General features: G+C 60.1%; 20 protein-coding genes and 3 pseudogenes. 16 read left to right on the top strand and 7 right to left on the bottom strand.

The genetic code is table 11. The annotated features are described in order from the left end of the window. Window positions 1-123: 123 nt before the first annotated feature. A complete protein-coding gene (locus ACZZZ4_RS01100; protein WP_130888462.1) occupies window positions 124-1,434 on the top strand; it encodes an MFS transporter in 1,311 nt (436 codons plus the stop codon). Window positions 1,435-1,495: 61 nt separating this feature from the next. Then, on the top strand, window positions 1,496-2,299 hold the full coding sequence (locus ACZZZ4_RS01095; RefSeq protein ID WP_016770958.1) for an IclR family transcriptional regulator: 804 nt from the start codon (window positions 1,496-1,498) through the stop codon (window positions 2,297-2,299). Here the strand turns inward: ACZZZ4_RS01095 and ACZZZ4_RS01090 are convergent. After that, on the bottom strand, window positions 2,296-3,348 hold the full coding sequence (locus ACZZZ4_RS01090) for an NAD(P)-dependent alcohol dehydrogenase (protein ID WP_016770957.1): 1,053 nt from the start codon (window positions 3,346-3,348) through the stop codon (window positions 2,296-2,298). The two genes, ACZZZ4_RS01095 and ACZZZ4_RS01090, sit on opposite strands and share 4 nt — an antisense overlap. Before the next feature lie 190 nt (window positions 3,349-3,538). Here ACZZZ4_RS01090 and ACZZZ4_RS01085 point away from each other — a divergent pair, with 190 nt between their 5' ends. Continuing rightward, window positions 3,539-4,429: an AraC family transcriptional regulator gene (locus ACZZZ4_RS01085; RefSeq protein ID WP_463547064.1), complete on the top strand. Its 891-nt coding sequence runs from the start codon at window positions 3,539-3,541 to the stop codon at window positions 4,427-4,429. Between the two features lie 184 nt (window positions 4,430-4,613). Here the strand turns inward: ACZZZ4_RS01085 and ACZZZ4_RS01080 are convergent, their stop codons facing one another. Continuing rightward, window positions 4,614-6,278 carry an electron transfer flavoprotein-ubiquinone oxidoreductase gene (locus tag ACZZZ4_RS01080; RefSeq protein ID WP_039760105.1) on the bottom strand — a complete coding sequence of 555 codons (1,665 nt, stop codon included), beginning with the start codon at window positions 6,276-6,278 and terminating at the stop codon, window positions 4,614-4,616. Between the two features lie 549 nt (window positions 6,279-6,827). Here ACZZZ4_RS01080 and ACZZZ4_RS01075 point away from each other — a divergent pair. The 10 genes and pseudogenes from ACZZZ4_RS01075 (at window position 6,828) to ACZZZ4_RS01030 (ending at window position 16,251) form a co-directional block, all read left to right on the top strand. Beyond that, window positions 6,828-7,577: an electron transfer flavoprotein subunit beta/FixA family protein gene (locus tag ACZZZ4_RS01075; protein ID WP_007908338.1), complete on the top strand. Its 750-nt coding sequence runs from the start codon at window positions 6,828-6,830 to the stop codon at window positions 7,575-7,577. Between the two features lie 2 nt (window positions 7,578-7,579). Further along, window positions 7,580-8,509: an electron transfer flavoprotein subunit alpha/FixB family protein gene (locus tag ACZZZ4_RS01070; protein ID WP_042610727.1), complete on the top strand. Its 930-nt coding sequence runs from the start codon at window positions 7,580-7,582 to the stop codon at window positions 8,507-8,509. Between the two features lie 80 nt (window positions 8,510-8,589). Continuing rightward, window positions 8,590-9,411, top strand: coding sequence for a substrate-binding periplasmic protein (locus ACZZZ4_RS01065; protein WP_463547063.1), 822 nt, complete (start codon window positions 8,590-8,592; stop codon window positions 9,409-9,411). Window positions 9,412-9,420: 9 nt separating this feature from the next. Beyond that, window positions 9,421-9,761: pseudogene (locus ACZZZ4_RS01060) on the top strand (DUF4398 domain-containing protein); the annotation flags it as partial. Between the two features lie 16 nt (window positions 9,762-9,777). Next, window positions 9,778-10,590, top strand: coding sequence for an OmpA family protein (locus tag ACZZZ4_RS01055; RefSeq protein ID WP_463547062.1), 813 nt, complete (start codon window positions 9,778-9,780; stop codon window positions 10,588-10,590). A gap of 201 nt (window positions 10,591-10,791) precedes the next feature. Continuing rightward, a complete protein-coding gene (locus ACZZZ4_RS01050) occupies window positions 10,792-12,231 on the top strand; it encodes an aminotransferase-like domain-containing protein (protein WP_024013893.1) in 1,440 nt (479 codons plus the stop codon). Window positions 12,232-12,309: 78 nt separating this feature from the next. Beyond that, a pseudogene (locus ACZZZ4_RS01045) lies at window positions 12,310-12,781 on the top strand (translation initiation factor 2). Between the two features lie 162 nt (window positions 12,782-12,943). Continuing rightward, entirely contained in the window at window positions 12,944-13,198 is a 255-nt protein-coding gene (locus tag ACZZZ4_RS01040; protein WP_463547061.1) for a YkgJ family cysteine cluster protein, read from the top strand. 40 nt (window positions 13,199-13,238) lie between these two features. Then, a complete protein-coding gene (locus ACZZZ4_RS01035; protein WP_039760095.1) occupies window positions 13,239-13,844 on the top strand; it encodes an START domain-containing protein in 606 nt (201 codons plus the stop codon). Window positions 13,845-14,157: 313 nt separating this feature from the next. Next, window positions 14,158-16,251 (top strand): LTA synthase family protein, encoded by a 2,094-nt coding sequence (locus ACZZZ4_RS01030; RefSeq protein ID WP_463547060.1) that lies wholly within the window; start codon window positions 14,158-14,160, stop codon window positions 16,249-16,251. A gap of 71 nt (window positions 16,252-16,322) precedes the next feature. Here ACZZZ4_RS01030 and ACZZZ4_RS01025 read toward each other — a convergent pair whose 3' ends face one another. Continuing rightward, entirely contained in the window at window positions 16,323-16,475 is a 153-nt protein-coding gene (locus ACZZZ4_RS01025; RefSeq protein WP_003183939.1) for a DUF3309 family protein, read from the bottom strand. Window positions 16,476-16,806: 331 nt separating this feature from the next. On the opposite strand from ACZZZ4_RS01025, the gene ACZZZ4_RS01020 reads away from it, so the two are divergent. The 3 genes from ACZZZ4_RS01020 (at window position 16,807) to csrA (ending at window position 18,337) form a co-directional block, all read left to right on the top strand. Further along, window positions 16,807-17,622 (top strand): SDR family oxidoreductase, encoded by an 816-nt coding sequence (locus ACZZZ4_RS01020; RefSeq protein WP_039760088.1) that lies wholly within the window; start codon window positions 16,807-16,809, stop codon window positions 17,620-17,622. 63 nt (window positions 17,623-17,685) lie between these two features. Then, window positions 17,686-18,018, top strand: coding sequence for a YnfA family protein (locus tag ACZZZ4_RS01015; protein ID WP_016770946.1), 333 nt, complete (start codon window positions 17,686-17,688; stop codon window positions 18,016-18,018). A gap of 133 nt (window positions 18,019-18,151) precedes the next feature. Further along, the gene (gene csrA / locus ACZZZ4_RS01010; protein ID WP_024013891.1) at window positions 18,152-18,337 is read left to right on the top strand and encodes a carbon storage regulator CsrA; all 186 of its coding nucleotides are present in this window, start codon (window positions 18,152-18,154) and stop codon (window positions 18,335-18,337) included. Between the two features lie 5 nt (window positions 18,338-18,342). On the opposite strand, the gene ACZZZ4_RS01005 is transcribed toward csrA, so the two are convergent. From ACZZZ4_RS01005 to ACZZZ4_RS00990, 4 genes and pseudogenes are all read right to left on the bottom strand, one after another. Next, window positions 18,343-18,570: a YheU family protein gene (locus ACZZZ4_RS01005; protein WP_003172962.1), complete on the bottom strand. Its 228-nt coding sequence runs from the start codon at window positions 18,568-18,570 to the stop codon at window positions 18,343-18,345. A gap of 169 nt (window positions 18,571-18,739) precedes the next feature. Further along, window positions 18,740-19,929, bottom strand: a pseudogene (locus ACZZZ4_RS01000) (osmoprotectant NAGGN system M42 family peptidase). 147 nt (window positions 19,930-20,076) lie between these two features. After that, window positions 20,077-21,822 (bottom strand): N-acetylglutaminylglutamine synthetase, encoded by a 1,746-nt coding sequence (ngg, locus tag ACZZZ4_RS00995; protein ID WP_463547059.1) that lies wholly within the window; start codon window positions 21,820-21,822, stop codon window positions 20,077-20,079. Between the two features lie 3 nt (window positions 21,823-21,825). Then, a complete protein-coding gene (locus ACZZZ4_RS00990; RefSeq protein WP_463547058.1) occupies window positions 21,826-23,598 on the bottom strand; it encodes an N-acetylglutaminylglutamine amidotransferase in 1,773 nt (590 codons plus the stop codon). Window positions 23,599-23,757 lie beyond the last annotated feature (159 nt).

Genomic DNA, 23,757 nt, shown 5'->3' with positions numbered 1-23,757 from the left:
GGGACGCGGAGCGTCCCGGGCTGCATTCCCACGCGGAGCGTGGGAACGATCAGTCAGTTTTTGATCTCCAGGGAGAGGAGATCTGCGTCATGACCTCAACAAACATAAAAAGAGGCATCTCTCATGCAAACGCACACCCTCTCCGGGCAGGCGTCTTTAGTCACGCCCAGCCGCAAGCGGTTTTTCATCATGGTGTTGCTGTTCATCACCGTGGTCATCAACTACCTCGACCGTAGCAACCTGTCGATTGCCGCGCCGGCGCTGACCAGTGAACTGGGCATCGATCCGGTTCATGTCGGTCTGATCTTCTCCGCCTTCGGCTGGACTTACGCCGCGATGCAGATCCCCGGCGGCTGGCTGGTCGATCGCGTGCCGCCGCGCATTCTCTACAGCGTCGCGCTGCTGCTTTGGTCGGTGGCCACAGTGATGCTCGGTTTCGTCAGCAGCTTCATTGCCCTGTTCGTGCTGCGGATGGCCGTCGGTGCGCTGGAAGCACCGGCTTATCCGATCAACAGCCGCGTGGTGACGACCTGGTTTCCTGAGCGCGAACGCGCCACGGCGATCGGTTTCTACACCTCCGGGCAGTTTGTCGGTCTGGCCTTCCTGACCCCGGTGCTGGCGTGGCTGCAACATGCATTCGGCTGGCACATGGTGTTCGTCGCGACCGGCGCGGTGGGCATTCTCTGGGCGCTGATCTGGTACGCGGTGTATCGCGAGCCGCGCGATTTCAAAGGCACCAACCAGGCGGAAATCGACCTGATTCGTGAAGGCGGCGGGCTGGTGGATATCCAGGCCGAGGCGGCCAAGGTCAAAGCCAGATTCAGCTGGACCGATCTGGGCATCGTCCTCAGCAAGCGCAAGTTGTGGGGCATCTACCTCGGCCAGTTCTGCCTGAACTCGACGCTGTGGTTCTTCCTCACCTGGTTTCCGACCTATCTGGTGAAATATCGCGGCATGGACTTCATCAAGTCCGGTCTGCTCGCATCGCTGCCGTTTCTTGCCGCGTTCGTCGGTGTGTTGTGCTCGGGATTCTTTTCCGACTTCCTGATCCGTCGCGGCTACACCGTGGGCTTCGCGCGCAAGCTGCCGATCATCGGCGGGCTGCTGATTTCGACTTCGATCATCGGCGCCAACTTTGTCGAGTCGACGCCGCTGGTGATTGCCTTCCTCGCGCTGGCATTTTTCGGCAACGGTCTGGCGTCGATCACCTGGTCACTGGTGTCGACACTGGCGCCGGCGCGTTTGCTCGGCCTGACCGGTGGCGTATTCAACTTCATCGGCAACCTCTCGGCGATTGCTACACCGATCGTGATCGGCTTCCTCGCCAGCGGCGATTCGTTCGCTCCGGCGATCACCTACATCGCCGTGCTCGCGCTGGTCGGTGCCTTGTCCTACGTGCTGCTGGTGGGCAAGGTCGAGCGTATCGAGTTGTAGTGCTCAGTCTCGGGCGACCATAATGCCGCCCGTTCCTTCGCTCAACGGTAAAAGGCTGGATATGCAGGAAGACGCTCCGGAAAAAACCAAGGACGCCGCGCCCACCGGCACCCAGACGCTGCTGCGCGGCCTCGGTGTGGTGCAGGCGGTGGCCAGTGGCGCGCGTGATCTCAAGGAGATCGCCCGGCTGATCGGCACCACGCGCAGTACCACCCATCGTCTGGCCAGTTGCCTGGTCGACGAGCGTTATCTGCGCGTGGTGCCGCAAATCGGTTATCTGCTCGGGCCGAAACTGATCGAACTGGGTTTTCAGGCCCGCGAAGAGTTGCCGCTGGTGACGTTGGCCGGGCCGTATCTGGACGAGTTGTCGGCACTGACCGGCGATACGGTGCACCTCGGAATCCGCGAAGGCGACGAAGTGCTGTATCTGTTGAAGAATCCTGGACGCAACGGCCCGGAAATGCGTTCAAGGGTCGGCCATCGCATGCCGCTGGTGCGCACCGGGATCGGCAAGGCCTTGATGCTCGATGATTCGCCGCAGGATTGGCGGCGGCTGTACGACATCAGCCTGCCGGCGGGTGGCAAAAGTCAGTTCTGGCCGCAGCATCCCCAGCAGTCGTGGGAACAGCTTGAGCAGCGCATGGGCGAGTATGTCGCCGGTGGTTATGCGTTCGATCTGGAAGACAACGAACCGTCGATCCGCTGCGTGGCGGCGCCGATTCGTGATGCGAGCAAGGGCATTGTCGCGGCGATCAGTATCGCCAGCACCGTGCCGTACATGCCGCTGGAAAAAATGGCCGAGTTGATCCCCCTGCTCAAAGGGGTCACAACTCGGCTATCAGCTGAGCTAGGGCTTAAGGTTTAAGCCTTCAGCGTCGCCATGTCGATGACGAAACGGTACTTCACGTCACCGGCAATCATCCGCGCATAAGCCTCGTTGATCTGGCGGATGTCGAGCATTTCGATGTCGCAGGTGATGTTGTGCTCGGCGCAGAAATCCAGCACTTCCTGGGTTTCGGCGATACCACCGATCAAGGAGCCGGCCAGTACGCGGCGGCTCATCACCAGTTTGCCGGCGTGGACGGGCGGGTTCACCGGCTCGATCAGGCCGACCAGAATGTGCACACCGTCGAAACGCAAGGTATCGAGGTACGGGTTCAAATCGTGTTGCACCGGAATGGTGTCGAGCAGGAAGTCGAAGTAGCCGGCCGCGGCCTTCATCTGCTCGGCATCGGTGGAGACGATGACGTGATCGGCGCCCTGACGGCGACCTTCTTCAGCCTTGCTCGCCGAGCGGGTGAACAGCGTGACTTCCGCGCCCATGGCCTTGGCGAACTTGATGCCCATGTGGCCGAGGCCGCCCATACCGAGAATCCCGACTTTATCACCGGCCTTGACGCCGTAGTGCTTGAGCGGCGAGTAGGTGGTGATGCCGGCGCAGAGAATCGGTGCGGCGCTGGCCAGAGCCAGTTTCTCGGGGATGCGCACAACGAAGTGTTCGCTGACCACGATGCTGTCGGAGTAACCGCCCATGGTGTTGCTGCCATCGACTCGGTCCGGGGTGGCGTAGGTCATGGTCGGGCCTTCGAGGCAATACTGCTCGAGGTTCGCCTGGCAGGCTTCGCAGCTGCGGCAGGAGTCGACCATGCAGCCGACGCCAACCAGATCGCCTACCTTGTGACGGGTGACATTCGCACCGACAGCGGTGACTTTTCCGACAATCTCATGGCCAGGCATCAGCGGATAAACGGCGATGCCCCATTCATTGCGTGCCTGATGGATATCGGAATGGCAGACGCCGCAGTAGAGAATTTCGATCGCCACGTCGTCGGCGCGCGGGCTGCGGCGTTCGAATTTCATCGGGGCGAGGGGCGTGGTGGCCGATTGGGCGGCATAGCCGATGGCGGTGTACATGGGTGACCTCGCAAAAACAGTGACAAGTGAGGCGGTGAATTCTGGGTGCCAGAGGCGGGTGCGGCCATGACGAATTCTCCGGGTCTCATGCCTAATCCTCCGGCATGCGGGTTTCGGCGGTCGCATTGGCCAGCGGATCTGCGATGATGTTTTCATCCCTTTTTCCGTGAATTTTACGAAGACCTATTCGATGCAGTTGACCCGTCATCTTGATGCCAATGCCCGGCTGGTTTCGTTGATCGAACCGCTGGCGCTGCGCGATGGCTACAGCCAGACCGGCCTGCCCGGTGTGCAGATCTTGCGCGCCAGTTGCGACGTCGCCCGTGGCCCGCATATCTACGAGCCGAGCCTGATGATCATCGCCCAGGGCAGCAAACTGGCGTTTCTCGGCCCTCGGACCATGGAGTATGGCGCCGGGCATTACTTGATCCAGGCGCTGCCGGTGCCGTTCGAATGTGAAATTTTCGCCTTGCCCGATGCGCCATTGCTCGGTGTGTCGGTGGCGATCGATCGCGTCCTGCTCGGCGAACTGGTGCTGGCCATGGGGCTGGCGCCGGGGCGGCATATTCCGGCGCAGACGCCGGAGTCGATGACCTCGGTGGTGCTCGACGACGGCATGCGCGGTTGCGTCGAACGGCTGCTCAGCTGTCTGCACGATCCGCTGGAATGCCAGATTCTCGGCCCGGCGCGGGTCCGCGAATTATTGTTCGTCGCGCTGCGCGGGCCTCAAGCGGATGTGTTGCGTGCGCTGGTCGAGCAACAAGGGCAATTCGCCCGGGTCGCGGCATCGATCAGCCATCTGCATGCGCATTACACCGAGCCGCTGAATGTCGAGACCTTGGCCGGTTGCGCGAACATGAGCGTGTCGACCTTTCATGAGCATTTCAAACGCAGCACGTTGTTGTCGCCGGTTCAGTATCTGAAGCGTTTGCGCTTGTTGAAGGCGCAGACGTTGCTGGTGGCGGAGCGGCTTGGCGTGGCGCAGGTGGCGCATCGGGTCGGGTATCAGAGCACCTCGCAATTCAGCCGCGAGTACAAGCGTTACTTCGAACGTAGCCCGGGGGACGAGCGCGCTGCCTGATCTGCCGATAATCCCCTGTGGGAGCGAGCCTGCTCGCGAAGGCGCTGGATCAGTCGACATCATCTTTATATGACACACCGCTTTCGCGAGCAGGCTCGCTCCCACAGTTGTTTTGTGGTGGCAGAGGAATTGTGGGCAACAAAAAGGCCCCCATTGCGGGAGCCTTGTTGTTCGGCGTTTTGACTTACATATTCGGGTAAGTCGGGCCGCCGGCACCTTCCGGCGCCACCCAGGTGATGTTCTGCGCAGGGTCCTTGATGTCACAGGTCTTGCAGTGCACGCAGTTCTGGGCGTTGATCTGGAAGCGTTTCTCGCCGTCTTCCTTGGTGATCACTTCGTATACGCCGGCCGGGCAGTAACGCTGCGCCGGTTCGTCGTACAGCGGCAGGTTTTTGCTGATCGGGATGCTCGGATCGGTCAGCTTCAAGTGGCACGGCTGCTCTTCTTCGTGGTTGGTACCGGAGATGAACACCGAGCTGAGTTTGTCGAAACTCAGTTTGCCGTCGGGTTTCGGGTAGTCGATCTTCTTGCAGTCGGCCGCGAGCTTGAGGCAGGCGTAATCCGGCTTGGTGTCGCGCAGGGTGAACGGCAGTTTGCCGCCGAAAATGTTCTGGTCCAGCCAGTTGAAACCACCGCCGATGATCGCGCCGTACTTGTGAATCGCCGCGCCGAAGTTGCGGCTGGCGAACAGTTCTTCGTGCAGCCAGCTGTTCTTGAACGCGTCGACGTAAGTGGTCAGTTCGACTGTGCAATCCTGCTCGGCGAACAGCGCATCGGCTACCGATTCCGCCGCGAGCATGCCGGACTTCATCGCCGTGTGGCTGCCTTTGATCTTGGCGAAGTTCAGGGTGCCGAGGTCGCAACCGATCAGCGCGCCGCCCTTGAAGACCATTTTCGGCAGCGAATTCAGGCCGCCCTTGGCGATGGCGCGGGCGCCGTAGCTGACGCGCTTGCCGCCTTCCAGGTATTGCTTGAGCACCGGGTGATGCTTGAGCCGCTGGAACTCATCGAAGGGCGACAGGTAAGTGTTGCTGTAGGACAGGTCGACGATCAGACCGACCACCACCTGATTGTTTTCCAGGTGATAGAGGAACGAGCCGCCGGTGTTTTCGGTGCCCATGATGTCCAGCGGCCAGCCGGCGGTGTGCACCACCAGGCCTGGCTGATGCTTGGCCGGGTCGATTTCCCAGATTTCCTTGAGGCCGATGCCGTAATGCTGAACGTCGGCATCGCTGTCGAGGTTGTAGCGCTTGATCAGTTGCTTGCCGATGTGGCCACGGCAGCCTTCGGCGAACAACGTGTATTTGCCACGCAATTCCATGCCCGGGGTGTACAGGCCTTCTTTCGGATGGCCTTCACGGTCGACGCCCAGATCACCGGTGATGATCCCGCGCACCACGCCGTTTTCATCGATCAGCGCTTCCTGAGCGGCGAAGCCCGGGTAGATTTCAACACCGAGGTTTTCAGCCTGCTGAGCCAGCCAGCGGCACAGGTTGCCGAGGGAGATAATGTAGTTGCCTTCGTTGTGCATGGTCTTGGGCACAAAGAAGTCAGGGATCTTCTGCGCACTGTCGGCATTTTTCAGCACGAAAATGTCATCGCGTGTGACGGGCGTGTTCAGCGGCGCGCCGAGCTCTTTCCAGTCCGGGAACAGTTCGTTCAGAGCGCGGGGTTCGAATACCGCACCGGAGAGGATATGTGCGCCGACTTCGGAGCCTTTTTCGACCACGCAGACGCTGATTTCCTTACCGGCGTCAGCGGCCTTCTGCTTCAAGCGGCAGGCGGCGGACAGACCAGCGGGGCCGGCACCGACGATGACGACGTCGAATTCCATGTATTCGCGTTCCACAGGCTATCTCCTACTCAAGGCTCAACAGTTTTTTTCTAATATGGAGGTTTGATCTCGCATCCGTATTGCCTTTACGTTAACGTCAAAGGGAATATTGGCGAATCCACCTTTCTCTCTAGGCGGCGCATTATATCTACACCACTCCGAGCGTCCAATACAAACGTTTGTTTGAATCGCCTCCAGCCCTGATAAATCAAAGAAGCGCGGCTTATGACAGGGCATTTTGGCGTATTGACCAGAATGGGCGTTCCGGTCAAGATACGGGCGGTTTTGCGCTCGCCGTAGGCAGACTGGCGGTTTCAAGAGCACCTCTAAAGACAGGGCACAGGCAGTAGACGGTGATGCGCAGCGCAAGTCCGGCGCGCAGTTTACACAGCGTGAGAATGAATGACCCGGCAGTCACCCCTGACGAACGGTCACCTCCCTTCGCGAAGTGAATCACCTTACATTCAAGCCGGCGTTTTTAGAGGTGCCCTTGTCGCCCGATGAGCATCATCCGCCAGGTTCGCCTAGGCGACTTTCTTTTCACCGGAGAGTAACGAGGAATCCATGAAGGTTCTTGTAGCTGTCAAACGCGTTGTGGATTACAACGTCAAGGTCCGCGTCAAGGCGGACAATTCCGGCGTCGACCTCGCCAACGTCAAGATGTCGATGAACCCATTCTGCGAAATCGCCGTGGAAGAAGCCGTACGCCTGAAAGAGAAGGGCGTTGCGACTGAAATCGTCGTCGTCTCCATCGGCCCGACCACCGCTCAGGAGCAGCTGCGTACCGCACTGGCTCTGGGTGCCGACCGCGCCATCCTCGTCGAATCCGCTGAAGACCTGACCTCGCTGGCCGTGGCCAAGCTGCTCAAGGCTGTTGTCGACAAGGAACAGCCGCAGCTAGTGATTCTTGGCAAACAGGCGATCGACAGCGACAACAACCAGACCGGCCAGATGCTCGCGGCACTGAGCGGCTACGGTCAGGGCACCTTCGCCTCGAAAGTCGAAGTCTCCGGCGACAGCGTTGCCGTGACCCGCGAAATCGACGGCGGCGCGCAGACCGTTTCGCTGAAACTGCCTGCAATCGTCACCACCGACCTGCGTTTGAACGAGCCGCGCTACGCGTCCCTGCCAAACATCATGAAAGCCAAGAAGAAGCCTCTCGAAGTGCTGACTCCGGACGCTTTGGGCGTTTCCACCGCCTCCACCAACAAGACCCTGAAAGTCGAAGCGCCGGCTGCACGCAGCGCGGGCATCAAGGTCAAGTCGGTGGCTGAACTGGTCGAGAAACTGAAAAACGAAGCGAAGGTAATCTAATCATGACTATCTTGGTAATCGCCGAACACGACAACAAAGTGCTGGCTCCGGCCACACTGAACACCGTGGCTGCTGCTGCCAAAATCGGCGGCGACATTCACGTTCTGGTTGCAGGCCAAGGCGCTGGCCCGGTGGCCGAAGCCGCTGCGAAAATCGCTGGCGTGAGCAAAGTCCTCAACGCTGACAATGCCGCTTACGCGCATCAGCTGCCGGAAAACATTGCTCCTCTGGTTGCAGAGCTGGGCGCTGGCTACAGCCACATCCTGGCTGCCGCGACTTCCAACGGCAAAAACATCCTGCCGCGCGTTGCTGCTGCGCTGGACGTTGACCAGATCTCCGAGATCATCTCGGTTGAAAGCGCTGACACCTTCAAGCGTCCGATCTATGCCGGTAACGCCATCGCTACCGTGCAATCGACCGCCGCGATCAAAGTGATCACCGTGCGTGCCACCGGTTTCGATCCGGTGGCTGCTGAAGGTGGTTCGGCTGCCGTTGAAGCCGTTGGCGCTGCTCACGACGCCGGTACTTCGAGCTTCGTCAGCGAAGAGCTGGCCAAGTCCGATCGTCCTGAGCTGACCGCTGCCAAGATCGTCGTTTCCGGCGGTCGCGGCATGCAGAACGGTGACAACTTCAAGCACCTGTACGCGCTGGCCGACAAGCTCGGCGCGGCTGTTGGCGCTTCGCGCGCTGCGGTCGACGCAGGTTTCGTACCGAACGACATGCAGGTCGGTCAGACCGGCAAGATCGTTGCGCCACAGCTGTACATCGCCGTCGGCATCTCCGGCGCGATCCAGCATTTGGCCGGCATGAAAGACTCCAAGGTGATCGTTGCGATCAACAAGGACGAAGAAGCGCCGATCTTCCAGGTGGCCGATTACGGTCTTGTGGCGGATCTGTTCGAAGCAGTACCTGAGCTGGAGAAGCTGGTCTAATCCGGCGGCTTCACTTATAAAGAGCCCGGCCTGTTGGTCGGGCTTTTTTTGTCTCGGATTTGAGTGGGGAGTGTTTTGCCATGGATCTGCGCTGCGGATGGTTATTGGGATTGATGCTGTTGCCCGGTTTGGCCATGGCCGCGGGCAAGTGCGAGCGCCTGGTCGTCACCGGCAGCCCGTATGCGCCGCCGTACCTGTGGCAGGACCCGCAAAACCCCAAGCGCCTGATCGGCGCCAGTGCCGATCTGTTGCAGCAAGTGGCCAAGGATCTGGGCATCAAAGTCGACCTGCTCTACGCCGGCAAACGCTCGCAGGCCCTCGATGAAGTGCGCAGCGGGCGCATGGACATGCTGGCCGACGCACCGCTGACCGTGACCGAGCTGGAAAACTTCGACTTCGTTCATCCGCCACTGCTGGAAAACGACTATCTGGTGTGGACGCGCAAAGGCTCGACGCTGACCTATGCCGAGGCCGGCGACCTTAAAGGGCACGCCGGCGCGGTGTCGGAAAAATCTCGGATGACCCAGGCATTCGGCACTTTCGCCGAGCAGAATCTGACCCTGACGCGGACAGCCAACCTTACCCAGGCACTACAGAAACTGCTGTTGGGCGAGGTGGAATATGTCCTCGCCGGGCGCTACTCAGGCCTGGCCGCCGCGCAGACATTGGGCATGACCAGCGATCTGCTGGCGTTCGAACAACCCATCGACCGGCCGGGTCTGTTCCTCGCGGTTTCGCATAACTCGGCCTGCAACGATCCGTGGTTGCGCGGACAGCTCGCCAAAAAGATGACAGAATTGCCCGCGTCCGGACTGACGGAAGCCGCGCTGCAACGCAACCTCGAGCGCTGGAAGGCGCAACAGCAACAGCCGCCACGACCTGTCAGTGCCCCAAAACAGTAGGGATTCTTAGTGAGTATTCGACCTCTTTTCGCGGCTGTGGCCGTTCTGGCCCTGGCCGGGTGCGCAACCGATCCGGCACCCAGTGAACAAATGCGTTTGACCGAACAAGCCATCGTGCAGGCCAAGGCCGTTGGCGCCACCGCTGACGACGTGCCGGAAATGCAACTGGCCGAAACCAAGTACAACCGCGCCAAAGGCAACATGGCGGACGAGTCCTATCGCAACGCGCGCATGCGGGCCGAGCAGGCCGAACTGGATGCGCGTCTGGCTGAAGCCAAGGTGCTGACGAAAAAAGCCAAGAGCAACTGAATGTGCTCAATACCCGCATTGTCCGCCTGCGCAAGCAGCTGCAACTGGGGAAGCGCAATGAGCCTCAAGTCCAACGCTCTCGGCATTCTGCTTCTTGCCGGTTGCGCCAGCCTCTACGGCTGCGCCGGCCAGCACAGCGAGGCGGCGCTGCAACAGGCCGGCGCTGATTTCCAGAAGGTCAAGGAAGATTCCAATGTGCTGCGCATCGCGCCGAAAGACGTGATCCGCGCCGGCGAATCCCTGGCCCGCGCCGATCGGCTGTCGACCTATTGGGGCAGCGGTGCCGACGTGGTGCATTACGCCTACCTGAGCCAGCGCTACAGCGAAATCGCTCGCGAGCACACCAATCAGGTACTCAACGAGGAGCAAGCGGCCAAGCTCGAACTGGAGCGGCAGCGCCTGCAACTGGCCCTGCGCGAATCGAAACTGCTCAGCGTGCAGCAACAAGGCAAGTGGCTGGAGGAACAGATCGTCGCGCTGGCGACCACGCAGACCGATCGCGGTCTGGTGATGACCCTCGGCGATGTGTTGTTCGACACTGGCGAAGCGGAACTGAAAAACTCGGCCAACCGGGTCGTGCTGAAGATCGTTCAGTTCCTGCAGCTCAATCCCAAGCGCGTGGTGCGCATCGAGGGTTACACCGACAGCACTGGTGGGAAACAGGAAAACCTCAAACTGTCCCGCGACCGCGCGCAATCGGTGGCTGACGTGCTGGTCGATCTGGGGGTCGACGAAAAGCGCATCCAGGTCGAAGGTTACGGTGATCAGTTCCCGGTCGATGCCAACGCCTCCGAGCGTGGACGGGCGCAGAATCGCCGTGTGGAAATTGTGTTCTCTGACGAAAAAGGCCAGCTCGGCGCCGCCCGCTGAGGGCTGCGTCTCTGGAAAGCCCGGACTGTCATGCAGTGCCGGGCTTTTTTGTGTCTGTCGATTGCCGCGCAAAACCGTACAGATGGGGCAGACACCGCACTGTATGGTCGAGTAATCTGGCAACTGTCCCCGTACACTTCTAAACTGTTCCGGTATTGTTTCAGACAAGAATAAAACGCCCGTGAAATCGAGTGCTGCGTCATGACCAATCTCTTGCTCTACCAACGTATTGCTCAGCAACTGGCCGAAGACATCCGCCGGGGTGTCTATCAACCCGGGGAGCGCGTGCCTTCGGTGCGCAAGATGAGTTCGCAGCTCAACGTCAGTCATGCGACGGTGTTGCAGGCCTACGCCAATCTCGAAGATCAGGGCCTGATCCGCGCTCGTCCGCAATCGGGTTATTACGTACACCAGACCCCCGCGCTGACCGCGCCGACGCCTGACATTGCCCGGGTCGAACGGCCGGGGCTGGTCACGCGCAGCAGCATCATTCAACAGGTATTGGTGGAGTCCCGCCGGGAAGGCGTGTTTCCGCTGGGCGCTGCGGTGCCGAGTGTCGATTATCTGCCGGTGCGCGCGCTGCATCAGCAATTGGCCAAGGTGACCCGGTTTCACAGCCCACGGGCGTTCAGCTACATGTTCAGCCCCGGTTTTGAACCGCTGCGTCGGCAAGTGGCGATTCGCATGCGTGATGCTGGTGTGGTGGTGGACCCGTCGGAAGTAGTGATCACCCACGGCTGTGTCGACGCCTTGCAGATGTCGTTGCGTGTGCTGACCCGGCCGGGCGATCTGATCGCTGCCGAATCGCCAACCTATTACGGCCTGCTGCAACTGGCCGATCTGCTTGGCCTGAAAGTCATCGAAATCCCCAGCGACCCCGCTACCGGCATGAGTCTGGAAGCCTTGCAGCTGGCCGCTAATCAATGGTCGATCAAGGCGTTGGTGCTGACCACGCGCCTGAGCAATCCCCTCGGCGGCACCATGCCGGAAGAGCGGCAGAAACAGTTGCTGCGCCTGGCCTCGGATTTCGATATCCAGATTGTCGAAGACGATATCTACGGGGAACTGATGTTCGAGCAGGGCCGCACCAAAGCGCTGAAGGCCTACGATCGACTGGATCGAGTGATCTACTGCTCGAGCTTCTCCAAAACCCTGTCGCCCGGTGTGCGCATCGGCTGGATGATCGCCGGCAAGTACCAACAGGAAATCCAGCGCCTGCAAACCTTCAGTACCCATTCAGCGTGCAGCGTCACGCAGATGGCGATAGCGGCCTATCTGGAAAACGGCGGTTATGACCGGCATTTACGCTACATCCGTCAGGAATACCGAAAAAACCTCAGCGCGTTCCAGCTGGCGGTGCAGCAGCACTTCCCTGAAGGCACGCAAATGTCCCGACCTACGGGCGGTTTCATCCTGTGGGTGAGCTTGCCGGGGCGGGTCAACACCCAGGAATTGCATGTCCGCGCGTTGCAACAAGGCATCAGCATCGCGCCGGGGCTGATCTTCAGTAACACCGAGCAGTTCAACCACTGTATCCGCCTGAATTGCGGCATTCCGTGGAATCGCGAGGCGGAGCGGGCGCTGATGACGCTGGGTCTGTTGGCCACCCAACTGTGTCAGGAAACCGCTGGCGGATTCTGAACGAAGAGGGCGGTGATGCTTGTCATGTGACTCACAACAGGCGAGCATGTGGCCCTCTGCCGTTAGTTCGTTGGGTCCATGAAAGCGATTGTTCCTGCCGCGTGGGTACTGCTGGGTTTGCTGATGATCGGCCAGGCGCCGGGTGTCCTGGCGGCCGCAGCCCAGGAAAAACCGGCAGCGACCAGTACCACGAACAAAGCCACCAAAACCGCGGCTCCGGCAAAAAAGCCCAAGCCAAAAAAACGCCACGGTGAAGAAGCGCCGCCCGGTTGCTTCGAAATCGAAACCCGCCAGCGAAGTGGCCAAGACCAAATTGCCGCCGGCAAAACTCGACCTCAGCCTGCCCAAGGATATGGTTGAAGAGTTGAAGCCACGGGGCACCGTGGAGCTGCCCAAACGCGATGCCATCCTGCCGCAGATGTTTGGCGAGAAAGATAACGGCTTCCAGCTCAACGGCCGTTTGCTCAGCAACGAAATGCAGTTGCAACTGCGCAACGAAGCGCGCCGCGATGTGGAAGGTGCGGCGCTGGATTTCGAATTCAAACAATAGATCCGGGCATCTGCGACGCGCAGACCAGACGCTTCGTCGGAGACTGCCCGGTCACTTTTACTTATCGTTGAAAACCCGCTTGCAGCAATTTGAAACAGCCATTTTAGCGGTTACTCTGTTCGCGTCTCTTTACACATCGCCCGTCGCGAGGATCTGTTCGTCATGAAATGCCGTGAAGGCTGTGGCGCTTGCTGCATTGCCCCCTCCATCAGTTCGCCGATCCCGGGCATGCCCGATGGCAAACCCGCCGGCGAACGTTGCGTGCAACTGTCGGTCGATAACCTGTGCAGCATTTTCGGCCGTCCGGAGCGCCCAGCTGTCTGCGCGGGCTTCGCTGCGGATGTCGAGGTCTGCGGCAGTAGCTCCGAAGAAGCGATCAGATTGATCGGCTGGTGGGAGCAGATGACGGCGGCGTGATGTGTTCACCAACGGAACTTCAACAATAAGGAATAACACTATGGGTTCGCTGCACCGTATCGCTGTTTTGTGTGGTCTGACCGCCGTGCTCGTCACTTCGGTCGCCCAGGCGGAAGACTGGAAAGTCGCCAAGAATGAAGACGGCATCAAGGTTTCCCTGAGCGAAATACCCGGTTCGGACTACAAGTCCTACCAAGGCGTCGCGCTGATGAAAACCACCGTTGCCAAACTGCGCGCCTTGCAGGAAGACGTCTCCGGCGCTTGCGCCTGGATTCACGAATGCAAGAGCCAGAAACTGCTCAAGCACGAAGGCGATCTGAGCTGGACCTATTCGCAATTCAACACGCCGTGGCCGGTGACCCCGCGTGATTCGGTGCTGAAGATCACCACCGTTGAAGGCGCCGACGGCAGCCTGACCCGGAATCTTGAAGGCGTACCGACCTATCTGCCGGAAGAAAAAGGTTTCGTGCGGGTTCAGCAGGTCAAAGGCTTCTGGAAGTTCGTGCCAAAAGGCGATCAGGTCGAAGTGACTTATCAAGTGCACACCGAGCCAGGCGGCAGCGTGCCGGCGATGGTTGCCAACAAGTTTGTTGTCGATGCGCCATTCAATACCTTGAAAGCGCTGAAAGAACGCGCCGAGAAATAATTTTCGCGCTCTAAACAAAACGCCCCGAACGGTTCGGGGCGTTTTGTTTTGTCTCTAAATTGTATTTCCAGATATGCGTTGCACGAAATTTTCACAAAGTCTTAAAGACAATTCGCCCGCACTTGTTGCCTGCCATAGCGCAGCAGCCCTTTGAATGAAAGTCTTCAAGAGCAGGGCAGTAATCAATGGCAATGGTGTGAACGATCGTGCAACATTTGCGCACTGCGCACGCCCCGGGGTCTGGAATGACCAATAGAGGGCCTGGCGCCGCTGTATTTTTGCAACTTCAACTTCCAATGGGTCCTAAAACGACATGGCAAACCCGGACGCCCTGAATCAGCAGCGATCTTCTGCTCGCCTGCTGCAACCGACCGTCAAATCGCATCTGGCCTACACGCTGCTGTGCGCACTGGTCATGATGGTCATGTTTTCCGCGCTGCGCCTCGCGCTGCTGGTCTACAACCGCGAAATGATCCTCGACACTCCGGCCGCGACCTTCCTCGAAGCGTTCGTCAACGGTCTGCGTTTCGACCTGCGCCTGGTAGTGTACCTGTGCATTCCGCTGGTGCTGGCGCTGTTCAGTGCCCGGGCCATGGCCGCGCGCGGTTTCTTCCGCCTGTGGCTGACCGTCGCCTCGAGCATCGCGCTGTTCCTCGGCCTGATGGAAATGGACTTCTACCGCGAGTTTCACCAGCGCCTCAACGGTCTGGTGTTCCAGTACGTGAAGGAAGACCCGAAAACCGTAATGAGCATGCTCTGGTACGGTTTTCCGGTGGTGCGCTACCTGCTGGCGTGGGTGATCGGCACAGTGATTCTGACCCTGGCGTTCAAAGGCGCCGATCGTGCCACTCGCCCGCGCGGACCGTTCAGCGGCGGCAGCGTCAGCTCCCGTCAAGTCGCACCGTGGTACACCCGTCTGGCGGTGTTCGTGGTCTGCCTGTTGATCTGCGTGATTGCCGCCCGTGGCACCCTGCGTCAAGGCCCGCCGATGCGCTGGGGTGACGTCTACACTACCGATTCCAACTTTGCCAACCAGCTCGGTCTCAATGCCACGCTGTCGCTGATCGAGGCCGCCAAGTCCCGCATGGGCGAAGATCGCGACAATATCTGGAAAGCCACGCTGCCGCAGGAGCAGGCGCAGAAAATCGTCCGTGAGATGCTGCTCATGCCGGACGACAAACTGGTCGACGCCGATATTGCCGCCGTGCGCCGTGATTACACGCCGCCAGCCGACAAGACCCTGCCGATCAAGAACGTCGTCGTGATTCTCATGGAAAGCATGGCCGGTCACTCGGTCGGTGCGTTGGGCGCGCCGGGGAACATCACTCCGTACCTGGACAACCTGTCGAAGGAAGGTCTGCTGTTCGACCGTTTCTTCTCCAACGGCACCCACACCCACCAGGGCATGTTTGCGACCATGGCCTGCTTCCCTAACCTGCCAGGTTTCGAATACCTGATGCAGACTCCGGAGGGCAGTCACAAACTGTCCGGTCTGCCGCAGGTGCTCAGTGCTCGCGACTACGACGACGTGTACGTCTACAACGGCGATTTCGCCTGGGACAACCAGTCGGGCTTCTTCAGCAACCAGGGCATGACCAACTTCGTTGGCCGCAATGACTTCGTCAATCCGGTGTTCTCCGATCCGACCTGGGGCGTTTCCGACCAGGACATGTTTGATCGTGGCCTGCAGGAACTGAAGGCGCGGGAAAACGGCAAGCCGTTCTACGCATTGCTGCAAACGCTGTCCAACCATACCCCGTACGCTTTGCCGACACCGTTGCCGGTCGAGCGCGTCACTGACCGTGGCAGCCTCAACGAACACTTGACCGCCATGCGCTACTCCGACTGGGCGCTCGGCCAGTTTTTCGAGAAGGCGCGCAAAGAGAAATATTTCAACGAAACCCTGTTTGTCATCGTCGGCGACCATGGCTTCGGCAACGAGCGCCAGATCACCGAAATGGACCTGGGCCGTTTCAACGTGCCGATGCTGATGATTGCTCCAGGCATTCAGCAGAAGTTCGGTACCCGTGACCATACCGTGGGTACGCAGATCGACATCGTGCCGACCATTATGGGCCGTCTTGGTGGTGAAGTGCGTCACCAGTGCTGGGGCCGTGACCTGCTCAACCTGCCGCAGGGCGATACCGGTTTCGGTGTGATCAAGCCATCGGGCAGCGAGCAGACCACCGCCATCGTTACCGCCGAGCAGATTCTGGTGTTGCCGCGTGACAAGGACATGGGCCCGAAAATCTGGCAATACCAGCTCGGTGCCAATCCGCACGCCGAAGTTGTGCCGGACGCGCCGCGCACTGCCGAACTCAAACTCAAACTTGAAGCGTTCCTGCAAACCGCGACCAAGAGCCTGCTCGATAACACCGCCGGTGTGATTCACGGCACGCCGGACTGATGCCTGGTTAAAGTCCACGCAATAAAAAAGAGGCCCTTGAACAAGGGCCTCTTTTTTACAGCTTCAAATCGTCATATCTTGCCGAGTAACAACAGCACCAGCAGCACGACCAACACCACGCCGATAATGCCCGACGGGCCATAACCCCAACTTCTGGAGTGCGGGAAGACCGGCAGACCACCGATCAGCAACAGGATCAGGATGATGATTAGAATTGTGCCCATGGGTGATTTCCTTGTTCAGAGTCTGGAAGAGTCTTGATGCTCAGTGGGCAGCTGGAGAGCAACTAAATTCCAGCCGGCTTACATGTTCCGACTTGCGCCAGTGAAAAATAATTCAATGTTTTTTTAATGTATTTGGATTGCTCGGTTATTTCCTTTCCAGCAAAAAGATCGCAGCCTCGTTGCACTCGTCAGCTCCTGCATGAGACCAACCGGAAAACGATGACGGCTGCAATCTTTTGATCCTCCATTCAGCAACTGGATGGAGCGTGGGTGGCGCTGGATCCTTCGCTACACTCGGCGCATCTCTCCCGGAACAACAAGGCTGTCCGCTATGCAAAATCGCATGATGATCACTGGTGCAGGCTCAGGCCTGGGTCGCGAAATCGCGCTGCGCTGGGCCCGTGAAGGCTGGCGGCTGGCCTTGTCCGACGTCAGTGAGCCCGGCCTGCAGGAAACCCTGAAGCTGGTGCGCGAGGCGGGCGGTGACGGTTTCATCCAGCGCTGCGACGTGCGCGATTACAGCCAGCTCACCGCGTTCGCCCAGGCTTGTGAAGAGAAACTCGGCGGCATCGACATCATCGTCAACAATGCTGGCGTCGCCTCGGGCGGGTTCTTCAGCGAACTGTCGCTGGAAGACTGGGACTGGCAGATCGCGATCAACCTGATGGGCGTGGTCAAAGGCTGCAAGGCGTTCCTGCCATTGCTGGAACAGAGCAAGGGCAAGATCATCAACATCGCCTCTATGGCCGCGCTGATGCAGGGCCCGGCGATGAGCAACTACAACGTGGCCAAGGCTGGCGTGGTGGCCTTGTCGGAAAGTCTGCTGATTGAACTGGCGCAGCAGGAAGTGGCGGTGCATGTCGTCTGCCCATCATTCTTCCAGACCAACTTGCTGGATTCTTTCCGTGGCCCGACCCCGGCAATGAAAGCGCAGGTCGGCAAGTTGCTGGAAAGTTCGCCGATCAGTGCAGCGGATATCGCTGACTACATCTATCAGCAAGTCGCCGCCGGCGAGTTCATGATTCTGCCTCACGAACAAGGGCGCATGGCCTGGGCGCTCAAACAGAAGAACCCGCAATTGCTCTACAACGAGATGACCTCAATGGCCGAGAAAATGCGCGCCAAGGCCAGACAAAACAACGCTTGATCTTGTTCGTTGCTGGCCGCGTGGTTAGGGTGACCGCCATGGTCACCCTGTCGAGACGCGTTGATGCTCAATTACCTGTGGTTCTTCCTTGCGGCGCTGTTTGAAATCGCCGGCTGTTTTGCTTTCTACATGTGGCTGCGCCAAGGCAAGAGTGCGTTGTGGGTGATTCCCGCGTTGCTCAGCCTGACCCTGTTCGCGCTGTTGCTGACCCGTGTTGAAGCGGCCTACGCCGGGCGCGCCTATGCGGCATATGGAGGGATCTACATCGTTGCTTCGATTGGCTGGCTAGCGGTGGTCGAGCGGGTGCGTCCGCTGGGTTCGGACTGGATTGGCATGGCCCTGTGCGTGGTCGGTGCCAGCATCATTCTGTTCGGGCCGCGCTTTTCCGCCGCCTGAGGCTTTTGTGCGAAGCGTCTGACAGCTGTGGGCGTGGGCGACTGTAGGGCAAGACTGATTTGCTCGTCGTGGATTGTGAAGACGCTGTAAGCCGCGCATCTTCAGGGTTTGCCAGTCCTGAAGGATGAATCCCATGCTTGTACTCAGCCGTGTGGTCGGTGAGTTGATTTCAATCGGTGACGACATCACCCTGCGTGTTCTGTCGGTCAATGGCTCCAGCGTGCGCTTCGGCGTCGAGGCGCCGAAGAAAGTCCATGTGCACCGCGCCGAGGTCTATGACCGGATCAAGCGCAAGGAGGCCGCCGCGAAGGCTGGCTGACGGTTTCAGTCGAACAGATGCTTGGGTACGTCGTGCTTGAGCATCAGCTGGCACTGTTCGCTTTCCGGGTCGAACACGATCAGTGCCTGGCCTTTGGTCAATGCCTGGCGCACGCGCAATACGCGGGTTTCCAGCGGGGTGTCATCGCCGTTGTCAGTACCGTCGCGAGTGACGAAATCCTCGATCAGGCGGGTGAGGGTGTCGACTTCAAGCGCGTCGTGTGGAATGAGCATGGGCACCTCGGTCAAATCAATGTCGGGATGCTACGGGGATTGGGTTTTGCCTGCCAGTTCTGTATTGGACTTGTCGGCCCATTCGCGAGCAGGCTCGCTCCCACATTTGAAATGCGATCCCTGTGGGAGCGAGCCTGCTCGCGAAGGCGGTCATCTGTTCACCGAAGGCTCAACTGTCAGAACGCTGCCCCACCAGACTGTCTACCGGCGGCACGCGGGTTTCGCTTTCCATCTGCGTGTCATGCTCGATCTGATGGCTGAAGCGATCCAGAGACGCATTGGCCGGCGCCGCATCGCTGGCGAAGACTGGCGGGCTGAGGATGTACGCGCCGAGCAAACGGCTGAGCGCCGCCAGGCTGTCGATGTGCGTGCGTTCGTAGCCGTGCGTGGCATCGCAGCCGAAGGCGAGCAGGGCAGTGCGGATGTCGTGGCCGGCGGTGACCGCCGAATGCGCATCGCTGAAGTAATAGCGGAACATGTCACGGCGCACCGGCAATTCGTTCTCGCCGGCCAGACGCAGCAAATGCCGCGACAAGTGATAGTCGTACGGCCCGCCAGAGTCCTGCATCGCCACGCTCACCGCGTGTTCACTGGAATGCTGGCCCGGCGCGACCGGCGCAATGTCGATGCCGACGAACTCGCTGACATCCCACGGCAATGCTGCCGCCGCACCGCTGCCGGTTTCCTCGGTAATGGTGAACAGTGGATGGCAATCGATGGTCAGCTCCTGGCCACTGTCGACAATCGCCTTCAGTGCGGCGAGCAGTGCGGCCACGCCGGCCTTGTCGTCGAGGTGGCGCGCACTGATATGGCCGCTTTCGGTGAACTCCGGCAGCGGATCGAACGCCACCACGTCACCGACATGAATGCCCAGCGATTCGCAATCGGCTTTGGTCGCGCAGTAGGCGTCCAGCCGCAGTTCGACATGGTCCCAGCTGATCGGCATTTCATCGACCTGGGTATTGAATGCATGCCCGGAAGCCATCAGCGGCAACACGCTGCCGCGAATCACGCCAGTGTCGGTAAACAGGCTGACCCGGCTGCCCTCGGCAAAGCGGCTCGACCAGCAACCGACCGGGGCGAGGGTCAGGCGACCATTGTCCTTCACCGCACGCACCGCGGCGCCGATGGTGTCCAGGTGCGCCGATACGGCGCGGTCGGGGCTGCTTTTTTGCCCTTCAACGTCGCGCGAATGGTGCCGCGTCGGGTCATTTCAAACGGAATACCCAGCTCTTCGAGACGCTCGGCGACATAGCGCACGATGGTGTCGGTGAACCCGGTAGGGCTGGGAATGGCGAGCATCTCCAGCAGGACTTTTTGCAGGTAAGCCAGATCCGGTTCAGGGATTTGTGTGGTCATGGTCATGGAAACTCCTGATGGGTTGAGCACTGATCGTTCCCACGCTCTGCGTGGGAATGCAGCCCGGGACGCTCTGCGTCCCTCGAATGGACGCGGAGCGTCCGATGAGGCGTTCCCACGCAGAGCGTGGGAACGATCAGGAAAGGTTCAGACAGCCGGCTGACTATGCGGAAACAACAGATCGACAAAGCGCTCCGCCGTCGGCTGCGGTTCATGGTTGGCGAGGCCGGCGCGTTCGTTGGCTTCGATGAACACGTAGTCGGGCTGATCCGCCGCCGGCACCATCAGATCGAGGCCGACCATCGGAATATCCAGCGCCCGCGCCGCGCGCACTGCCGCGTCGACCAGGGTCGGATGAAGAATGTCGGTCACGTCTTCCAGCGTACCGCCGGTGTGCAGGTTGGCCGTGCGCCGCACGAACAGATGCTCGCCGGCCGGCAGGATGCTGCTGTAGTCATAGCCGGCAGCGTGCAGCGTACGTTGGGTTTCGTGGTCCAGCGGGATCTTGCTCTCGCCGCTGGTGGCCGCTTGCCGTCGGCGGCTCTGCGCTTCGATCAGCGCACCGATGGAATGCTGCCCATCACCGACCACTTCGGCGGGCTTGCGAATAGCAGCCGCGACCACTTCAAAACCGATCACCACAATGCGCAGATCGAGACCTTCGTGGAAGCTCTCCAGCAACACGCGACTGTCGAACTGCTTGGCGGTTTCGATGGCCTTCTGCACCTCTTCGATGGTGCGTAAATCCACCGCGACGCCTTGGCCCTGTTCACCGTCGAGCGGTTTGACCACCACCCGCTGGTGTTCATCGAGGAAGGCCAGGTTGTCGTCGGCATTGCCCGCCAGTTGCTGTGCCGGCAGTTTCAGGCCGGCGGCCTTGAGCACCTTGTGGGTCAGGCTTTTGTCCTGGCACAAGGTCATGCTGATGGCGCTGGTCAGGTCGCTGAGCGACTCGCGGCAGCGCACGCGACGGCCACCATGGCTGAGGGTGAACAGCCCGGCGTCGGCGTCATCCACTTGCACGTCGATACCGCGTCGATGCGCTTCTTCGACGATGATCCGTGCGTAAGGGTTGAAATTCGCCTCCGGCCCCGGGCCGAGAAACAGCGGCTGATTGATCCCGTTCTTGCGCTTGATGGCGAAGGTCGGCAGGTTGCGGAAACCGAGTTTGGCGTAGAGGTTTTTCGCCTGACGGTTGTCGTGCAGCACCGACAGATCCAGATAAGCCAGGCCACGGCTCATGAAGTGCTCGACCAGATGTCGCACCAGCACTTCGCCGACGCCGGGGCGCGAGCAATGCGGGTCGACCGCCAGGCACCACAGGCTGCTGCCGTGTTCCGGATCGTTGAAAGCTTTTTGATGGTTGAGGCCCATGACACTGCCGATCACCGCGCCGCTATCCTCGTCTTCCGCCAGCCAATACACCGGACCGCCCTGATGATGCGGAGTGAGCAGCTCCGGATCGATCGGCAACATGCCGCGCGCCTGGTACAAGCGGTTGATCCCTTGCCAGTCGCTTTCGCTCTGCGCGCGACGAATGCGGAAGCCGCGAAACACCCGCGTGGCCTGCCGGTAATCGCTGAACCACAGGCGCAGGGTGTCGGATGGATCGAGAAACAGCTGCGTTGGCTCCAGGCCAAGAATCTGCTGCGGTGCGGCAACGTATAGCGCGATGTCACGCTCGCCGGGCTGTTCGTTGAGCAGCTCCTGCGCCAGCGACGCCGGGTCTGGAAAGGTGTGCCCGATCAGCAGCCGGCCCCAGCCGCAGTGCACGGCAATCGGCGCGCTGGCAGGCTCGCTGCCGTCTTCGGCCAGGCGCGCCTGCAAACGTTCATACGAGGGGGCCTGACCACGCAACAGGCGTTGGTTGATGGACGTGGCATGGGGTTTCATCAATCAAATTCCTTGTTCACTGAGCCACAGGTTGAGGGCCGCCAGTTGCCACAGTTTCGAACCGCGCAACGGGGTCAGCTGGCCTTGCGGATCAGTCAGAAGCTTGTCGAGCATGGTCGGGTTGAACAGGCCGCGATCCTGGCTCGGATCCAGCAGCAGTTCGCGCACCCAGTTCAGAGTGTCGCCCTGCAAGTGCTTGAGGCCCGGCACCGGGAAATAGCCTTTCTTGCGGTCGATCACTTCGCTTGGAATGACCCGGCGCGCAGCTTCTTTCAGCACTTGTTTGCCGCCGTCGGGCAGTTTGAATTTGCCCGGTACTCGCGCCGACAGTTCGACCAGCCGATAGTCGAGGAACGGCGTACGCGCTTCCAGGCCCCAGGCCATGGTCATGTTGTCGACACGTTTGACCGGGTCATCGACCAGCATCACCGTGCTGTCCAGACGCAAGGCTTTGTCCACCGCGGCATCAGCGCCAGGCTGGGCAAAATGCGCTTTGACGAAGTCGCCCGCTGCGTCGTGATCGACCAGCCATTTCGGCTGAACCGTTGCCGCGTAATCGTCATAGCTGCGGTCGAAGAATGCGTCGCGGTAGGCCGCGTATGGATCGGCCGCGCCGTCTACCTGCGGATACCAGTGATAACCGGCAAACAACTCGTCCGCGCCCTGGCCGCTCTGCACCACTTTGCAGTGCTTGGCCACTTCCCGCGACAACAGATAGAACGCGATGCAGTCATGGCTGACCATCGGCTCGCTCATCGCCCGGAAAGCAGCAGGCAGTTGCTCGATGATTTCTTTCTCGTCGATGCGCAACTGATGGTGGCGGGTGCCGTAGTGCTTGGCGATCAGGTCCGAATACTGGAACTCGTCGCCGCGCTCGCCGCCGGCATCCTGGAAACCGATGGAGAAGGTCGACAGGTTCTCTACACCGACTTCACGCAACAGGCCGACCAGCATGCTCGAGTCGACACCGCCAGACAGCAACACGCCGACATCCACTGCCGCACGCTGACGAATCGCCACCGCTTCGCGGGTGCTGTCGAGGACGCGATCGACCCAGTCTTCAAGGTTGAGGTTTTTCTCGTCCTCATGTGGGCCGTAGGGCAGGGTCCACCAGGTTTTCTGCTCGGTGCGGCCATCGGCCTCAACGCGCATCCAGGTGGCGGGCGGCAATTTTTCGATACCGGCCAGCAAGGTGCGCGGCGCAGGCACCACCGCATGGAAATTCAGGTAATGGTTGAGCGCCACCGGATCAAGAATCGGGTTGATGTCGCCACCCTTGAGCAGCGCCGGCAGTGCCGAGGCAAAGCGCAGGCGTTGGCCAGTGCGCGACAGGTACAGCGGCTTCACGCCGAGACGGTCACGGGCGATGAACAGACGCTTGGCATCGCGCTCCCAAATGGCGAAGGCGAACATGCCGTTGAGCTTCGGCAGCAACGCCTCGCCCCAGGCGTGATAACCCTTGAGCAGCACTTCGGTGTCGCCGCCGGAATAAAAGGCATAGCCCAGCGCTTCGAGCTCTGCGCGCAATTCCGGGAAGTTGTAGATCGCGCCATTGAAAGCCAGGGACAGGCCCAATTGGCTGTCGATCATCGGCTGCGCCGACCCGTCCGACAGGTCCATGATCTTCAGGCGTCGATGGCCCAGGGCAATCGGCCCTTGGGCATGGAAGCCCCACGCGTCAGGGCCGCGAGGGGCCAGGTGATGGGTGATTCTCTCGATCGCTGCAAGGTCTGCAGGTTGTTGATCAAAACGTAACTCGCCAGCTAATCCGCACATAAAGTCCTTACCGGTTTTTCCGTTGGGGAAGGTCAAGCCGTACCGCGCGAAAAGTGCGGGTACTCAGAAACTGACCTGTCTCGGTATGTGGAGTTTTAGATCGATAAGTTATAAGCGAGCCGTCTGCGCCAAGGTGCGGCGGTTATCCAAACGCAAGGA

The organism is Pseudomonas sp. AC252 (genome assembly GCF_979258105.1).
The sequence above is the reverse complement of the archived record's forward strand: the minus strand, read 5'-3'. Positions and strand labels throughout refer to the sequence as shown.

What these genes read in the sequence shown, in the direction of transcription:
- csrA (WP_024013891.1), top strand. Translation starts at nt 18,152, where the DNA reads ATGCTTGTACTCAGCCGTGTGGTCGGTGAGTTGATTTCAATCGGTGAC.
- ACZZZ4_RS01030 (WP_463547060.1), top strand. Translation starts at nt 14,158, where the DNA reads ATGGCAAACCCGGACGCCCTGAATCAGCAGCGATCTTCTGCTCGCCTG.
- ACZZZ4_RS00990 (WP_463547058.1), bottom strand. Translation starts at nt 23,598, where the DNA reads ATGTGCGGATTAGCTGGCGAGTTACGTTTTGATCAACAACCTGCAGAC.
- ACZZZ4_RS01020 (WP_039760088.1), top strand. Translation starts at nt 16,807, where the DNA reads ATGCAAAATCGCATGATGATCACTGGTGCAGGCTCAGGCCTGGGTCGC.
- ngg (WP_463547059.1), bottom strand. Translation starts at nt 21,822, where the DNA reads ATGAAACCCCATGCCACGTCCATCAACCAACGCCTGTTGCGTGGTCAG.
- ACZZZ4_RS01085 (WP_463547064.1), top strand. Translation starts at nt 3,539, where the DNA reads ATGCAGTTGACCCGTCATCTTGATGCCAATGCCCGGCTGGTTTCGTTG.
- ACZZZ4_RS01055 (WP_463547062.1), top strand. Translation starts at nt 9,778, where the DNA reads ATGAGCCTCAAGTCCAACGCTCTCGGCATTCTGCTTCTTGCCGGTTGC.
- ACZZZ4_RS01040 (WP_463547061.1), top strand. Translation starts at nt 12,944, where the DNA reads ATGAAATGCCGTGAAGGCTGTGGCGCTTGCTGCATTGCCCCCTCCATC.
- ACZZZ4_RS01015 (WP_016770946.1), top strand. Translation starts at nt 17,686, where the DNA reads ATGCTCAATTACCTGTGGTTCTTCCTTGCGGCGCTGTTTGAAATCGCC.
- ACZZZ4_RS01095 (WP_016770958.1), top strand. Translation starts at nt 1,496, where the DNA reads ATGCAGGAAGACGCTCCGGAAAAAACCAAGGACGCCGCGCCCACCGGC.
- ACZZZ4_RS01075 (WP_007908338.1), top strand. Translation starts at nt 6,828, where the DNA reads ATGAAGGTTCTTGTAGCTGTCAAACGCGTTGTGGATTACAACGTCAAG.
- ACZZZ4_RS01025 (WP_003183939.1), bottom strand. Translation starts at nt 16,475, where the DNA reads ATGGGCACAATTCTAATCATCATCCTGATCCTGTTGCTGATCGGTGGT.
- ACZZZ4_RS01035 (WP_039760095.1), top strand. Translation starts at nt 13,239, where the DNA reads ATGGGTTCGCTGCACCGTATCGCTGTTTTGTGTGGTCTGACCGCCGTG.
- ACZZZ4_RS01050 (WP_024013893.1), top strand. Translation starts at nt 10,792, where the DNA reads ATGACCAATCTCTTGCTCTACCAACGTATTGCTCAGCAACTGGCCGAA.
- ACZZZ4_RS01070 (WP_042610727.1), top strand. Translation starts at nt 7,580, where the DNA reads ATGACTATCTTGGTAATCGCCGAACACGACAACAAAGTGCTGGCTCCG.
- ACZZZ4_RS01065 (WP_463547063.1), top strand. Translation starts at nt 8,590, where the DNA reads ATGGATCTGCGCTGCGGATGGTTATTGGGATTGATGCTGTTGCCCGGT.
- ACZZZ4_RS01005 (WP_003172962.1), bottom strand. Translation starts at nt 18,570, where the DNA reads ATGCTCATTCCACACGACGCGCTTGAAGTCGACACCCTCACCCGCCTG.
- ACZZZ4_RS01100 (WP_130888462.1), top strand. Translation starts at nt 124, where the DNA reads ATGCAAACGCACACCCTCTCCGGGCAGGCGTCTTTAGTCACGCCCAGC.
- ACZZZ4_RS01090 (WP_016770957.1), bottom strand. Translation starts at nt 3,348, where the DNA reads ATGTACACCGCCATCGGCTATGCCGCCCAATCGGCCACCACGCCCCTC.